This is a genomic window from Lignipirellula cremea (genome assembly GCF_056501455.1).
On sequence record NZ_CM151415.1, the window covers coordinates 862,192 to 876,975 of the forward strand.

Annotated in this window: 11 protein-coding genes; 2 read left to right on the forward strand and 9 right to left on the reverse strand. The window is 65.5% G+C overall.

Going from position 1 to position 14,784, the window contains the following annotated elements:
* Window positions 1-62 precede the first annotated feature (62 nt).
* Window positions 63-479 carry a DUF2177 family protein gene (locus tag SH602x_RS03390; RefSeq protein WP_479475468.1) on the forward strand — a complete coding sequence of 139 codons (417 nt, stop codon included), beginning with the start codon at window positions 63-65 and terminating at the stop codon, window positions 477-479.
* A gap of 240 nt (window positions 480-719) precedes the next feature.
* The gene (locus SH602x_RS03395) at window positions 720-2,186 is read left to right on the forward strand and encodes an arylsulfatase (protein WP_479475469.1); all 1,467 of its coding nucleotides are present in this window, start codon (window positions 720-722) and stop codon (window positions 2,184-2,186) included.
* Between the two features lie 27 nt (window positions 2,187-2,213).
* On the opposite strand, the gene SH602x_RS03400 is transcribed toward SH602x_RS03395, so the two are convergent.
* The 9 genes from SH602x_RS03400 to SH602x_RS03440 form a co-directional block, all read right to left on the reverse strand.
* The gene (locus tag SH602x_RS03400) at window positions 2,214-3,569 is read right to left on the reverse strand and encodes a serine/threonine-protein kinase (RefSeq protein WP_479475470.1); all 1,356 of its coding nucleotides are present in this window, start codon (window positions 3,567-3,569) and stop codon (window positions 2,214-2,216) included.
* A gap of 111 nt (window positions 3,570-3,680) precedes the next feature.
* Window positions 3,681-6,899, reverse strand: coding sequence for a UvrD-helicase domain-containing protein (locus SH602x_RS03405; protein ID WP_479475471.1), 3,219 nt, complete (start codon window positions 6,897-6,899; stop codon window positions 3,681-3,683).
* Window positions 6,900-6,993: 94 nt separating this feature from the next.
* A complete protein-coding gene (locus SH602x_RS03410) occupies window positions 6,994-7,803 on the reverse strand; it encodes an ABC transporter permease (RefSeq protein WP_479475472.1) in 810 nt (269 codons plus the stop codon).
* Window positions 7,800-8,603, reverse strand: a complete 804-nt coding sequence (locus tag SH602x_RS03415) for an ABC transporter ATP-binding protein (RefSeq protein WP_479475473.1) — start codon at window positions 8,601-8,603, stop codon at window positions 7,800-7,802. The genes SH602x_RS03410 and SH602x_RS03415 overlap by 4 nt, the downstream gene beginning before the upstream one ends.
* A gap of 70 nt (window positions 8,604-8,673) precedes the next feature.
* Complete coding sequence (locus tag SH602x_RS03420; RefSeq protein WP_479475474.1) at window positions 8,674-9,201, reverse strand: cytochrome C oxidase subunit IV family protein; 528 nt, start codon at window positions 9,199-9,201, stop codon at window positions 8,674-8,676.
* A 110-nt stretch (window positions 9,202-9,311) separates the two neighbouring features.
* Window positions 9,312-10,478, reverse strand: coding sequence for a cytochrome c oxidase subunit 3 (locus SH602x_RS03425; RefSeq protein WP_479475475.1), 1,167 nt, complete (start codon window positions 10,476-10,478; stop codon window positions 9,312-9,314).
* 184 nt (window positions 10,479-10,662) lie between these two features.
* Window positions 10,663-12,366, reverse strand: a complete 1,704-nt coding sequence (locus SH602x_RS03430; protein WP_479469865.1) for a cytochrome c oxidase subunit I — start codon at window positions 12,364-12,366, stop codon at window positions 10,663-10,665.
* 119 nt (window positions 12,367-12,485) lie between these two features.
* Window positions 12,486-13,736, reverse strand: a complete 1,251-nt coding sequence (gene coxB, locus SH602x_RS03435) for a cytochrome c oxidase subunit II (RefSeq protein WP_479475476.1) — start codon at window positions 13,734-13,736, stop codon at window positions 12,486-12,488.
* 60 nt (window positions 13,737-13,796) lie between these two features.
* On the reverse strand, window positions 13,797-14,738 hold the full coding sequence (locus tag SH602x_RS03440; protein ID WP_479475477.1) for an SCO family protein: 942 nt from the start codon (window positions 14,736-14,738) through the stop codon (window positions 13,797-13,799).
* Window positions 14,739-14,784 lie beyond the last annotated feature (46 nt).

Sequence of the window (14,784 nt, forward strand, 5' to 3'; positions counted from 1 at the left end):
GAGATTCCGCCCGTCCTTCTTCGGAGGCGGCGAAGCGAAGCCGATTCACCCGAGGATTCACGATGGCTGGTTGGAAACTCTTTCTGGTCGTTCTACCAGCGTTCCTGCTGCTGGACTTCATCTGGCTCGGCGTGCTGATGAAGAATTATTACAGCGCCGAACTGGGCGATCTGGCACGGCGGAGCGGCGAGTCCCTCTCTCCGCGATGGGGCGCGGCGATCCTGGTGTACGTGCTGATTCCCGCGGGGCTGGTCGCGTTCGTTCGCCCGGCGATGGGAGCCGACGCGTCGATCGTGCGGGCGGCCGTCTGGGGAGCGGCGTACGGCCTGGTCGCGTACGGCGTTTACGACCTGACGAACCTCGCCGTTCTCGAAAAGTGGACGGTCCGCATGACCGTCATCGACATGGCCTGGGGCGCCACGATCTGCGCCCTGAGCGCCGCGTGGATGCGGGGCGTCGAACGGTGGCTTACGGCGTAGTCGTCGTTCGACCCTGCTTCGCTGTCATGTGTGCCATGCCCACCCTTCCTTCGGAGATGTGCGCATGGCACACAGCGGGCTCGGCGTCGGCGGCATCCGGTTTGACCGCTCCTTCCGGCGAAACGAGAATCGACGGCTCTCCGGTTCGTCGCTCTCGCTCCGTCGCCGTTCGAAGGGATGCCGTCCATGCTTCGCACACTGAAACAACCGGAACCGTCTGCGCCTCGGCGCGTCAGAGGGTTGCCTCTGCTGCTCGGCATCGCGATCGCCATGACAGGCGCGACGGCCCGCGCGGCTGACGTTCTGCTGCCGCCGAACGTCGTGCTGATCATGGCCGACGATCTCGGGATCGGCGACCTCGGCTGCTACGGCCAGAAGCGCATCCGCACCCCGAACATCGACGCGCTCGCCCGAAGCGGCCTGCGCTTCACGCAGTTCTACTCGGGCAACGCCGTCTGTGCGCCGACGCGATGCTCCCTGATGACGGGCAAGCATCCGGGGCACGCGTACATTCGCAACAACCGCGAAATGGGGGCGTTCAACGAGAAAGGGGCGGAGGAGGGCCAGGAACCGATTCCCGCCGACGCCTACACGATGGCGGAGCACTTTCAGTCGATGGGCTGTCCCACCGGTTGCTTCGGCAAGTGGGGACTCGGCGGCCCCGGTTCGACCGGCGAACCGAACGCCCAGGGCTTCGATCGCTTCTACGGGTATCTCTGTCAGCGAGTCGCTCACAACCTCTACCCCGATCATCTCTGGAGCGATCGAACGTACGTTTCGCTGAAGAACGAATTCTTCCCGGCAGGAGCGAAGCTCGCCGCCGTACCGGAGGATCCGAACTTCCACCGCGAGTACATGGGGCAGGAGTACGGGCCCGACCTGATCTTCGACGAGGCGCTGAAGTTCCTCAACGCGAACAAGGAGAACCGCTTCTTCCTCTACTATCCGACGGTCATTCCGCACCTAGCCCTGCAGGTTCCTGAGGACTCGCTCGCGGAGTACGACGGCGCCTTCGAGGAGACGCCCTACCTGGGCGACGACGGCTACCTCCCCCACTCGCGTCCGCGCGCGGCTTACGCGGCGATGATCACCCGCATGGACGCCAAGGTCGGCAAGCTGGTCGAGCGGATTCGCGAACTTGGCCTGGAAGAGAACACCCTGATCCTCTTCACCAGCGACAACGGGCCGACCTACCTTCGCGGCCCCGATACCGATTTCTTCGAGAGCGCGCTGGGCTTTCGCGGAAAGAAGGGATCGCTGCACGAGGGAGGCATCCGGGCGCCGATGATCGCCTCCTGGAAGGGCGTCATCGAGCCAGGAACGACGACGGATCAGGTCGGCGCCCACTGGGATCTCTTCGCGACGTTCTGCGATCTGCGGAGGGTCGCGCCCCCCGCCGATCAGGACGGCGTCAGCCTGCTTCCGACGCTGACCGGACGAGGTCGGCAGGCGTCGCACGGGCCGCTCTACTGGGAACTCGGACAGCAGCAGGCAGTCCGCGTCGGCGACTTCAAGCTCTACCGCCGGTACGACAAGCGGGGCCGCGTCATCGAAGAGGGCCTGTTCGATCTGGCCGCCGATCCCGGCGAATCGAACGACCTGGCCGAAGCCCAGCCCGAGAAACTCGCCGAGCTACGCGCGGCGATGGCGCAGGAGCACATCCCCTCCGACGTCTTTCCCGCCGTGTGGGACGCGAAGGCGAATTAACCCGGGCATCTGTCGCAGAAGGCGAATTCAAACGAACCGCATCAACACCCACGTCGCCAGCGCCCCGAGCGCTCCGCCTGCGAAGAAGGTCACCACCGCAAGCGCGAGGGCGGAGGGCCAAAAGGCCTCGTGAAACGACTGGCTCGCCGAGTAGGGAACGGGTTCCTGCTCCATCGGCGGCGGAGGGGGAAGCGCGGCCGAGGAGGCGCTGGCCGAACTGAGGCTTCCTGCGGAGCGTCCGGTCTCCGAAGCGTTCGGATCGGTCTTTTCGTTCGCCTCGAACAGGATGCCGTCGGTCTCGCTCTGCGGCGACGTCGCCGTCGTCAGCCACTGCGGCCGCGACAGTCTGCCGGTCGGAAGGGGCGAAGGGTCGGACGCCCAGGGCTTCAGACGCAGCGCCACTTCCGCCGCCGTCTGGATGCGATCGCGCGGCTCCTTCTCCATCATGTCCGCGACGACTTCGACGAACTCCTCACTGATGTCGGGATTGAACTTTCGCGGATGCCAGGGCACCTCTTCGCAGTGCCGCACGGCCTTGCTGTTGGCGTCGCCGCCAGGAAACGGCACCTTCCCCGTCACGGCGTAGTACAGCGTGCAGCCGAGCGAGTAGATGTCGCTCGCGGCGGTCGTCTCCTTCCGCTTGATCTGCTCCGGCGCCAGGTAATCGGCCGTGCCGACGATCTTGCCTCGCCGGGCGTACTCGTCCAGTTCGCCGAGCTGCTGCGACAGGCCCAGGTCCGAGAGCTTGGCCACCCCCTCGGGCGTCACCAGGATGTTGCCCGGCTTGATGTCGCGGTGGATCAGGCCCCGCTCGTGGGCATGTTGCAGTCCGAGCGCCGCCTGCGACAGGATGCTTGCCGCCTGCTGCATCGACAGGGGCTTCGAATTCTTGACCAGTCGTCGCAGATCGGCGCCGGGGACGTATTCGACGACCAGGTAAGAGACGTTGCCGTCCTCGCCGGCGTCGTACGCCCGCACCAGATTCGGATGGTCGAGCGTCGCCTGCGTGCGGATCTCGCGCAAGAAATGACGCTTCGCCTCTTCCGTCGCTCGGCTGAGGGGCAGGACCTTGATCGCGCACTCGCGTCCGAGGACGGAATGTTCCGCCCGAAAGACCTGGCCCATGCCTCCTTCGCCGATCCAGTCCAGGATGCGGTAGGGGCCCAGCTTGAGCTTCGTCCGGCCCGCCTTGAGCTGGTCCTTCTGATAGCCGGTCAGCACGCCGCGGATCTGGAGGATCTCCGCGACCTGATCGACTTCGAGGATGCCGTCCTGCGGCCCGACGCGGAGCGCCTCGCTCTGCGCGTCTTCCAGTTCGATATCGGTGACCAGTCCGCTCGCGAGGGCGGCCGACCGAAAGGCCTCGAGCGGCGTCGCGTTCACGGAAAGCGCTTCCAGCGGAGACGAAGAGGAGACCGCACGCCTTGCGGTTCCTCCGATCTTATTCGCCGCGGCTGCCGATGAGAACGGGCGCCAGCCCTACGGGACGGAGGCTCAAGTCATTCCGGCGTTCAGGACCCGAATCTCGTCGCGTGCGACGAAGACCAGCGACGCCACGACGGCCTCTTCCGGCAGTCCGGAAGAGTTGACGATCGCCGAACGATAATCGGCGAGCTGCGCGAGGCGGTCGTCGCTGCGATCGTCGGCGAAGGCGTCGGTCTTCCAGTCGACGATCTCGGCGCCCAGCAGCCGATCGCCCGCGAAGAGCCAGACGACCCGATCGAGGCGCCCGAGGATGGTTTCGCCCGCGATCGAGGCGGCGACCTGACGTTCGTTCTCCGCCTCCAGCCGGTCGGCCTCTCGACAGGCGGCGACGAACGTCTCGCACGCAGAGTGACGGCGTGCTGCGTCGTCGAGAAAGCTGCTGCGAACCAGCAGCGACTTGAGAACCTCGCCCTTGCAACTCTGGGCGAAGTCTTCGATCTTGCAGGCCGCAGGAAGGCTCGACCAGCGGAGACGCCGGAGCGCCTTCGCGACCACCGCTTCGATCCCGGCGTCGTCGAAAGCGCCGCCGTCAGGCAGCCATTCCACGCATTCCAGGCAGGCATGCACGAACCGCCCGCGCTCGCGACCGTCGTACGAAGCCGTCTCCGCGTCGCGCGAGAAGGGGTCGTACACGAGGGAGGACGAGGGCCGCCTTCGCGTACGCATGCGATCGCGACCGCGCTCGCAGGGAGTCACGACCGGCGAAGTCCGCGCGGGCCGGCGTTCTTCGCCGGACGCGAGATCTTCGGACTCGTGCCGCTCGACCCGCGAGATCCAGTCGTCGTCGCCCAGCCGGAATAGCGTTCGCGTCGTCCCCTCCCCTGCCCCGCCGCCTTCCACGGCAGCGTCTTCTTGCGGCTCCTTCTCCGCAAGCGTCATTCGCAGCAGATCGGACGAACAACCCGCGTGGTCTTTCGCGTGCTTCGGCGCCGGCGGAACGATCAGGTAGAGACCGTGCACGGCCCGCGTCATGGCGACGTAGAGCATGCAGAGCCGCTCGATCGTCTGCTTGTCGACGTACCGGCGCTGGCCTTCACGAACGAACTCCGGCGCGGCGGTCGCCAGATCCGAATTCAGATACCGGAAGACGCCCGTCGCGATGCCGTCGCCGTCGCGGTCGGCGTAGAAGCCGGCCAGGCCCGTCCCCCAATAACCCGAGAGTTCCGGCAGGATCACCGCGTCGAACTCCAGCCCCTTCGACTGGTGGATGGTCATCGCCCGCAGCCGGTCCGCCGTCGGATCGCCCACCCGCTTCGATTCGAGCCAGCGGAGAAAACTATCCGCACGCAGATCGGTCGGTCGATAGGCGTACGCCAGCTCGACCAGTTGCCGCAGCCGCGTCACGTCCCGCGGACCGCACTGCCCGACCAGCGGCTCGGCCAGTCGCGTCGCGGCGGCGCCGAAACCTTCGCGTGCGATCGTCTCGCGAATCGACCAGGAGAGCTTCACCGCGGCGGCGCCGTCCCGTGCATCGCGAAAACCGAGGCTCTCTCCCAGGCAGGAGTTCGCGACATGGAACCCGGCTGCCGTGTGCTGCGGATGGTCGGCCAGCTTCAACGCGGAAAGAACCAGGTCGGCGGCGGGACTGTCGTCGAGCGCGACGCCCCCCTCCTCGCTGGCGGCGACGCCGTGGTCCTGCCGCAGCATGCCGATGATCGTCGAGACGGTGCGATTCGATCGCGTCAACACGCCGATCGAAAGATCGGGCCGCTCCTTCGACAGCCGGGCCGCGATCGCCGCTGCGGAACGGAGGCACGCCGCCTGTTTCGCTTCGCCCTCTTCTCCCTGCGCCTCGATCAGTTCGACGTATCCGGCGAGGTCGCTCTTCGCCGTCGTGTGGGGACGGAATTGCGACTTGAGCCAGGCGACGGCGCCGGGCGACTCTACCCGATCGACCGCGCCGGCGAAGACGCGGTTGACCGCCTCCATGATGGGCGGGGCCGAGCGGTAGGACTGTTCCAGCGTCGTCTCTTCCGCCGAGTAACGCGTCACGATCCGGTCGAAGATCGCGCTGTCGCCGCCGCGCCAGCCGTAGATCGCCTGCTTCACGTCGCCGACGCAGAAGAACGTCCGGTCGCCCGTCTCGGCGAAGATCCGCTCGGCGAACGATTCGAGCGCCCGCCACTGATGCCAGGAAGTGTCCTGGAATTCGTCCAGCAGCAGGTGATCGACCCGGGCGTCCATCCGCCATGCGAGCGTGTCGGTGCGGTCGCCGGTCGCCCAGGCGCCGATTCGCCGGACCAGATCGGAGAACCCGTATTGCCCCTCGCGGCGTTGCAGCGGGTCGTACTGATCGGCGAACCGCTGGAGCAGGTCGTACGTCGCATGGACCTGCCAGATGATCGGGTTGATCGCCTCCGCGCGGACGTGCTTCAGCATGGGGCGATAGAGTTCGATCAGGTCGTCAGGCAACTCCGACCCGTAATAGGTCGTCCCCTCGGAGGCGAGAACCTTCAGCAGTCCCTTCTTCAGGCATTCGCCCGCGAGACCTTCGCGAACGGCGCAGACGTCGGCCTGAATCGCGGACGCCAGTCGCTTGCCGGTCGCGGGATAGCTTTCGAGCGCGAGCAGCGCCCGATCGAGCTCCTCCGCCGAGAGCGGCGTCAGCGGCTGCAATCGTCGCCAGGCCTCGGCGCCGGCGTCGCGATAAAGCTCCAGGCGCTCTTCGACGGCGCTGTCGACCAGGTTCCGGACGCTCCGCTGCGTCTCGCCCTTGGCCAGCAGATGCAGCAGCGACGTGAGATCCTTGCGCTCCCCCTCGGCCAGCAGGCGCCGGACGGCCCGATTCTTCAAGTCGTCGAACGCGTCCCCTTCCGACAGCGCCCAGCCGAGCCCGAGCCCCAGTTCCAGACTGAAGTGGATGCCGACCCGGGCGAAGAAGCTGTCGAGCGTTCCGACCTGCAGACGGTGCAGGCTCCGCGTGAGGTCGGCCAGCGTCGTCTCGCAACGAAGTTTCGTCAGCGTCGAATCGTCGATCGATTCCCGCAGCGCGGCGAGCGACTTCTTCTCCAGCGCGGCATCCGCAAGGCGTCGCAAGATCCTCCGCAGGATCTCCCCCGCCGCTTTGCGCGTGAACGTCGTGGCGAGAATCTGTTCAGGCGGAACGCCGTTCAGCAGCAGTTGCAGGTAGCGACCCGACAGCCGATACGTCTTGCCCGAACCTGCCGACGCGCGGATGACGAGCCGGCGCGGGACGCGGGGAGCGGGCTGTTCGGCGGCGACGGACATCGAAGAAGAAGGTTCGACCGGCGAGCGATCGACGAAGAGGCGAAAAAGCGAACGGAACGATCGTCCTTTATAGCCCCCGGGGTGACGCGTTCGGTCACGGCGCTCCGGAACCTTCGCGCTTTCGCCTCGTCCAGCGTCGGAGGACCGTCCGTTCGAGCAGCGTCACGGCCAGGTAGAACGACAGTCCGAGCAGCGTCGAGGCGATGACCGCCGCGAACAGCAGATCGCTTTGCAGCCGCTGAAGGGCTCCGTCGATCAGCAGCGCGAGCCCCTTCCATTCGAAGGCGGCGCCGGCGAAGAGCTCCCCCACGATGGCGCCGATCACGGCGAGGCCCGCCGCGGTCTTCGCCCCGGTCACCAGATGCGGCACGGCGGAGGGAATGCGGAGCTTGATCAGCGTCTTCAGGCCGCTCGCCCGATGCAGGCGAAACAGGTCGAGCAGATCGGCGTCCACGGCGAGAAACCCGGCAGTCCCCGACGCGATCATCGGGAACAGGCTGATCATCATCGCGATCAGCGCGACCGAGCGCGGTCCGTAGCCGACGAGGCTGATCACGATCGGGGCGATCGCCACGACGGGCACCGTCTGCATGAAAAGGGCGTAAGGCATCAGGCTCGCCCGGAGCCACGTCGACTGCGAGAACAGAAACGCGAGCGTCGTTCCCAGAACCAGACTCGCCGCGAAGCCGATCGCCGCGGACGCTCCCGTCACGAGCGTCGCCGCCAGAATCTCGGGCCCGCGCGCGACGAACGCTTTCGCGACTTCGATCGGCGAGGCGGCCTGATACCGCGGGACCTCGAACCAGACGATCGCGAACTGCCACGACCCCAGGATGATCGCCAGCGTGACCAGCGGCATCAGGAGGTTTCGCGCGCGTCTCGCGAGCGAGGGCTGAGCGCTCATGCGGCGCCTCCTGCCCGGGCGGCCTGGCGAAGAAGTCGCCCTGTCCGACCGCAGAGCGCGGCGAATTCAGGATCGGCGTAGAGATCCTCGCCGCGCGGCCGGTCGAACGGCACGACGATCTCTCCCGCGACGCGACCGGGGGAGCCGGTCAGCACGATCGCCCGGTCGGCGAGAAACAGCGCCTCCGATACGTCGTGCGTCACGAAGAACGTCGTGCGACGCTCGACCGCGTGCAGACGCTGCAATTCCTGATGCAGCTTTCGCCGGGCGAATTCGTCGAGCGCGCCGAACGGTTCGTCGAGCAGAAGGATCTCGGGTCGCACCGAAAGCGCTCTCGCGATCGAGACCCGCATCTGCATGCCGCCCGAGAGCTGATCGGGAAGCTTCGCTTCGTCCGCGGGCGCGAGACCGACCTGCGCGAGGCGTCCTCGCGCGACGGATCTGGCTTCGCCGCTCGAAACGCCGGATAGCTCCAGCGGCAGCGCGACGTTCTGCAGCGTCGTCCGCCAGGGCATCAGGTTCGCGTGCTGGAACACGAACGCCCGGCGGGGAGGTCCGGCGGCGTCGCGGTCGAAGCGGATGGCGCCGTCGGAAGGATCCAGCAGGCCCGCGATCATCCGCAGCAGCGTCGACTTTCCGCAGCCGGAGGGGCCGACGAGCGCGACGTATTCGCCGGCGTCCGCGGCGATCGAAACCGACTCGAGAACGGGCGGGCCGCTCTTGAACCGGAACGAGACGTCATCGACGGCGACTGCCGGCGGGTCGAACGAATCGGATGCGTCAGCCGAGGATGGCGACATGCGGCGACGACGAAAGACGCGGCGGCTCCTCGAGGGGCGAACTCAGCGGCGAAGCGCCGATCGCGCGGCGTCAGTGCGAGCCCGAATGCTCGGAATCGCTCGTCTGTTGCGACTGGGCTTCCGACTGCTGCGACGCGTCGCCCGGGGCTCCGCCCGCAGGAACGTCGGCGGGTCCGCCCGTCATTTCGACCGGAGGGGGCTGGAACGGGACGTCCTCTTCGCGGGCCTCGACCAGCGGTCGATAGGTCTGCGAGTCCATCGCGGTGAAGCCGATGAACAGGGCGATGAAGCCCAGCGAGAACGTGAACAGCATGATGTTGAACGGCTTGTCGTGGATCAGGTGCATGAAAAAGAGCGCTACGAGCGTCGCCTTCACGAAGGCGATGCCGAGCGAGGCCACGATTTCATACTCTCCCAGTCCGAGCATGCCGGTCGAGACCGTCATGACCGTCAACGCGAGCAGCGTCGCGAAGACCGTCGCCAGTTGCCAGACCGGCGTCGCGTGAGCGAAGTGGGCATGTTCGTCGTGACCTGCGCCGTGGCCATGACCGGTGTCATGAGCGGCGGCGGATCCGTGAGCGGCGGGGGAGTGGGCCATAGGGCTTCGTTGCGCTGAATTCGGCGAGCGGAGGGCGTAAGCCCTCCGTGGGAGCGTCGGGACGCTAAAGATCGGTGAAAAACGTCGTCAAGGCGTTTCGCACCGGTCCGTCAGTGGATCAGGTAGAGCATCGGGAACAGGAAGATCCAGACCAGGTCGACCAGATGCCAGTAGAGACCGACGTTGTCGACCGGTCCGAAGTAATCCGCGTGAAACTTGCGATCGAGGGCCTTCGGCAGCAGCCACGTCAGCGCCACGATCCCCGCGATGATGTGAATCGCGTGAATGCCCGTCATCACGTAGTAGATGCTGAAGAACAGGCCGACCCGGGGCGGCGGCTCGACGGCGTGCGACTCGTGCGAAACGAGCGTTCCCGTCGCGTCGAAGCTGTCGAGGGCGGCATGCTCTTCGACGACGTTCATCGGGGTCGTCGAAAGCTTTTCGAGTTCCGCGGGCGCGTTCGCTGCCGGGTCTCCGCCTTCGTCGGCCGGGGTCGTCGGAGCGACGGGCGCCTCGGCCCCTCGCGTGACCGGGCCCGAAGGAGCGCCGAGCAGGCCGTTCCCGGCGACCAGCGACGTCGAAGCGCTATGCGTCTCCGCGGGCGCCGAAACCGAAGCGACCGCCGCGGGAATGGTCCGCGCGAGGAACACGCCGGTGAAGTACGCCAGGCAGCAGATGGCGAGCACCAGGCTCACGATCGCGTACTTCACGTTCTTCATCAGGAACAGCACGAGAGCGCCGATCGCGAACAGGGCCAGCAGCGCGGCGAACGGAATGCTGAGATTGATCAGCGAATCCGACCAGCCTTCCGAGAGGTGATGCGGAGTCGCGCCGTAGGTGAACCGCGACGACCAGAGCAGGCCTTCGTCCCACTTGTGCGAGTACTCGACCGCCTTCACGCCGAGAAAGATCCCGGCGCAGGCGATCGTGATCGACAGGTTGATGATCAGACCGCGGTTTTGGCCAAGCTGCGAATTGCGAACGGCCCAGGCCATCGTGAAGCTGCTGAAGAGCAGCACGACGGTGTTGAACGCGCCGAGCGACTTGTCCAGGAACTGATGGGCGTAGATGAAGATTTCCGGGTAGAGCGCCCGGAAGACCGAGTAGGCCACGAACAGGCCGCTGAAGAACAGCATTTCCTGGATCAGGAACAGCCACATCCCGAGCTTGCCCGAATCGAACTGCTGCTGCGCAGTGTCGAAATGATGGGCGACGTAGTCCGGGTGATCGTGGTGGTGGCCATGATCGGCGGAATCGGTTTCGACGGCGACGCTCATCGGGAACGGACCTGGCGGTTCGGACGTTTTTGAGGCTCTGGCGAACGTTCTGCGGACTCTTCCGAATCGTCGGCGAGGCCGCTCGTCGGTTCAGCTTCGTTCGAGCTTTTTAGCGAAAGTACGGGACGCGATCGGTCGTCGCGGTCGGAATACGGGCCGACGGCGACGCTGCGATTCGCCCCGCTCAGTGGTGGCCGGGGACGGGCTTGGCCGGCAGATCGGAATGACGGACGTAGCCGCCGATCTGCGGGTCGTAGTACATGCCTTCGTAGTGATACGGGTCGCCGACGACCGGCGCATCCTTGAAGTTGTAGTAAGGCGGGGGCGACATGGTCGTCCACTCGAGCGTTCCGCCGCCCCAGGGGTTCTTCGGAGCCTTGCGACCCCACTTCAGCGAAGCGAGCAGAACGCCGAGCGCCATGAACAGCCCGATGCCGAGCAGGAACGCGCCCGACGTCGACATCTGGTGGAAGATCGTGAACTCCGGATCGTACGTGGCATAGCGACGCGGCATGCCCCGGCTACCCATCACGAACTGCGGGAGGAACGCCAGGTTGAAGCCGACGAAGACGATCAGGCACGACAGCACGCCCCAGAATTCGTCGTACATGCGGCCCGTCATCTTGGGCCACCAGTAGAAGACGCCGCCGAGGAAGGCGATCGCCGTGCTGCCCATCATCACGTAGTGGAAGTGGGCGACGACGAAGTACGTGTCGTGCAGATGCATGTCGACGCCCAGGGCGCCGAGGAACAGGCCGGTCAGACCGCCGATGCCGAACAGGAAGATGAACGACAACGCGTAGCACATCGGCGTGTGCAGGCGGATCGACCCCTTGTACATGGTCGCCAGCCAGTTGAAGACCTTCACCGCCGACGGGATCGAGACCGAGAACGTCAGGCCGCTGAAAATGATGGAGGTCATCATCGACTGCGAGCTGACGAACAGGTGGTGACCCCACACCAGGAAGCCGAAGAGCGCGATCGCGACCGAGCTGATCGCGATGAAGGTGTAGCCGAAGATATGCTTGCGGCTGCCGACCGGGATCAGTTCGCTGATCACGCCCATCGCGGGCAGGATCATGATGTAGACCGCGGGGTGCGAGTAGAACCAGAAGAAGTGCTGGAACAGCACCGGGTCGCCGCCGCGGGCGGGGTCGAAGATGCCGAGCCCCATCGCACGTTCCAGGATCAGCAGCACGCCCGTGATCGCCAGCACCGGGGTCGCCAGAACCTGAATCACGGCGGTCGAGTAGATCGCCCACAGGAACAGCGGCATCTTGAACCAGGTCATTCCCGGCGGCCGCATCATGTTGATCGTGGCGATGAAGTTCAGCCCGGTGAAGATCGAGCTGAATCCGAGCACGAACACGCCGAGCAGGGCCAGGATGACCCGCGTGTCGGAGGTGATGCTGTACGGGGTGTAGAACGTCCAGCCCGTGTCCAGGCCGCCGAACACCATCGCGGCGACGAAGAAGATCGCTCCGCCGATCCAGAGGTAGAAGCTCGACAGGTTCAGTCGCGGGAAGGCGACGTCCTTCGCTCCCAGCATGATCGGCACCACGAAATTCCCGAGCGCCGCGGGAATGCCGGGGATGATGAACATGAAGGTCATGATCGCCCCGTGCAGGGTGAACATCTGGTTGTACGTGTCCTCCGACAGGAAATCGAGTTTCCCGAAGAAGAGCTCCGCACGCAGCACGAGCGCGAAGATGCCGCCCATCAGGAAGGAGGACATCACGGCGACCAGGTACATGATCCCGATCCGCTTGTGATCGAGCGTCGCGACCCAGCTCATCACGCCCTTGTCGTGCGTGAGGTAGTTCTCCTCCGGACGATCCTGGGGCGTAAGGTCGGTCTTCGTTTGGGGGACCGTCAGAGATGCGGTCATGGTTCGATTCCTCGGGTCAAGCTCTCGCCGCGGGGCGGCGCCGGGTCGCGGTCGCCGTGCGGCAGTTCGTAATCCGGACGCGTTCGTTTTCGCGTCAGGTCGTCGAATTCAGTTTAAGGTTACGGAGCGACTTCTTCAGCGCTCTCTTCGGTCGCGGGTTCGGGTTCCGAAGCGGGCGGCGTTTCCGATGCCGGTTCGCTCGGGGCCGGCTCGGTCGGAGCCGGCGTTTCGTCCGTGTTTCGCTCCGGCGTCGGATCGAGTCGATCGCCGTCCGGCTGCTCGACCGGAGAAAGCGTCTCCTGTCCCCGATCGACCGGAGCTCCCTGTCCCGGAGTCACGGGCTCGGAACTGGCGGCGCCCGTTTCCATCGCGGGGTCGCCCCCCTTGTAATCGGGATTCAGCGTCTTGATATAGGCGATCAGCGCCCCGATTTCGTCGTCCTTAATGATGCCCTGGAAAGAAGGCATCTGGTTCTTGAAGCCGACGCGAACCTTGGCGCCCGGCTGCAGGATCGACTCGCGGATGTAATTCTCGTCGACGATGACGGGCCCTGCGGAGGTCTGCTGTTCGGTGCCGTAGACTCCGTAAAAGCTCGGCCCGACGATGGTGCGGTTCGGCTCGAACGAGTGGCACTGTCCGCAACCGCGTCGACGGAACACCTCGGCGCCGGCTTCCGCGGGCGTATCGTAGGACTCGACGTACCGCGATTCCTTATCGAACCACGCCGCGAGCGACTCGGGCGATTCGGAGGTCGCCATCGCCTTCATCTCGGAGTGCTTGGTGCCGCAGTACTCCGTGCAATAGACCTTGTGCTCGCCCTCGCCGTCGGCCTGAAACCAGAGGTAGGTGTACCGACCGGGGATGACGTCCATCTTCACCCGGAAGTCCGGAATGTAGAAGCTGTGGATGACGTCGTCCGACGTCATCACCAGCTTCACGGGACGTCCGACCGGGAAGTGCAACTGATCCGAGACGACGCCGTTGGGATAGATGAACGTCCAGTTCCACTTCTTGGCGATGACGTCGATCTCGTAGCAATCGGGCGGCGGCTGCCGCATGTTGAGATACGAGTTGACGCCCTCGACGAAGATCACGACGGTCAGCAGCGCCGGGATCACCGACCAGGTGACCTCCAGCACGTCGCTGTGGTTGGAGGTGCGCGATTCGACGTGCCCCGGACGATGGCGGTACTTCAGGACGAAGTACGTCATGAGCCCGATGATCAGCACGAAGAAGAACGCGCAGATCCAGAAGATCAGGTCGAAGACGTAGTCGACCTGCGGCGCCACGGTCGACGACTGCGGCGGCATGAAGAACGTGCCCTCGGCCGCGGCCAGCGTCTGGAAGGGGGCGAAAGCGTCAGAGAACATGTCGTTTCAATTCCCGGCGTTCGGCTACTCGGATTCGGTCTCGATCTCGGTCGCTTCGCGTCAGTTCGCAGGTCCCGGCCCCGCAGCGTCAGGCGGCGGCGACGGACCGGACGGCGTGGCCCGCGCGGGCGCCTGTCCGGCGACAGCGGTCCCCTCCCCAGGCTGCTCCGGCGAAGCGGCGGCTTCCGGTTTCGCCCCCGGTCGCATGAACCAGTAGGGAACGATGAAGATCGCCGCGAAAAAGACCGTCATACTGCCCGCCAGCTTCATCAGGTTCGTCGCGAAGGGCGTGTAACGACCTTCTTCCGGATCGAAGTGCAGGCAGAACATCAGGATCTGATCGAACGTCGTCCCGATCTTCCCTTCCGACGCTTCGACCAGCGACAGCCGCAGGTCACGCACCGGGAACTGCACGCCGTACAGGTAGCGGGACAGCCGCCCGTCCGGGGTGCAGATTTCCAGCACCGCCGGATGGGCGTATTCCTTCGTTTCGGCGATGTAGTTGAAGGAGAACCCGACCGCCTCCGCGAGCGCTTCGATATTGGCCTTCGACCCGGTCAGAAAGTGCAGCCCCTTCGCCGCCTGGGAGTCGCCCAGTCGGCGTACGTAGCCGTTCTTGGCGATCCGCGCCCTGTCGGTCGTTTCGAGCGGGTTGATGCTGACGGAAACGAATTCGAAATCGACGCCCGGCTTGAGCGACAGTTCCTTCATCGAATCGAACAGGCCGTTGAGCTGCAGGTTGCAGAGCATCGGACAGTCCGAGTAGTTCATCGAGAGGACGACCGGCTTGGTCCCGTCGAAGTAGTCGCCCAGGAGCACGTCCTGGCCGCGATCGTCGCGGAAGCTGAGCGTCTTCGGAACTTCCGCGTCGAGATGCTCCTGGATCGCGAGTCCCTCGAAGCCCTTGGGGAGCTTGTCGTTCCGCTGCGCGCGGACCTCTCCGACGCCGACGCAGAGGAGCGCCGCGCAGAGGGTCGTGGGCAGAAGGAACTTCGGGAACATCGGGAGGATCGATCGCGTGAAGGGATGGTTGATCGGCAGTTCGCGG

Excerpts from the sequence above, each read along its gene's own strand:
- SH602x_RS03415 (WP_479475473.1), bottom strand. The coding sequence starts at position 8,603 with ATGTCGCCATCCTCGGCTGACGCATCCGATTCGTTCGACCCGCCGGCA.
- SH602x_RS03390 (WP_479475468.1), top strand. The coding sequence starts at position 63 with ATGGCTGGTTGGAAACTCTTTCTGGTCGTTCTACCAGCGTTCCTGCTG.
- SH602x_RS03440 (WP_479475477.1), bottom strand. The coding sequence starts at position 14,738 with ATGTTCCCGAAGTTCCTTCTGCCCACGACCCTCTGCGCGGCGCTCCTC.
- SH602x_RS03420 (WP_479475474.1), bottom strand. The coding sequence starts at position 9,201 with ATGGCCCACTCCCCCGCCGCTCACGGATCCGCCGCCGCTCATGACACC.
- SH602x_RS03410 (WP_479475472.1), bottom strand. The coding sequence starts at position 7,803 with ATGAGCGCTCAGCCCTCGCTCGCGAGACGCGCGCGAAACCTCCTGATG.
- SH602x_RS03405 (WP_479475471.1), bottom strand. The coding sequence starts at position 6,899 with ATGTCCGTCGCCGCCGAACAGCCCGCTCCCCGCGTCCCGCGCCGGCTC.
- coxB (WP_479475476.1), bottom strand. The coding sequence starts at position 13,736 with ATGTTCTCTGACGCTTTCGCCCCCTTCCAGACGCTGGCCGCGGCCGAG.
- SH602x_RS03430 (WP_479469865.1), bottom strand. The coding sequence starts at position 12,366 with ATGACCGCATCTCTGACGGTCCCCCAAACGAAGACCGACCTTACGCCC.
- SH602x_RS03425 (WP_479475475.1), bottom strand. The coding sequence starts at position 10,478 with ATGAGCGTCGCCGTCGAAACCGATTCCGCCGATCATGGCCACCACCAC.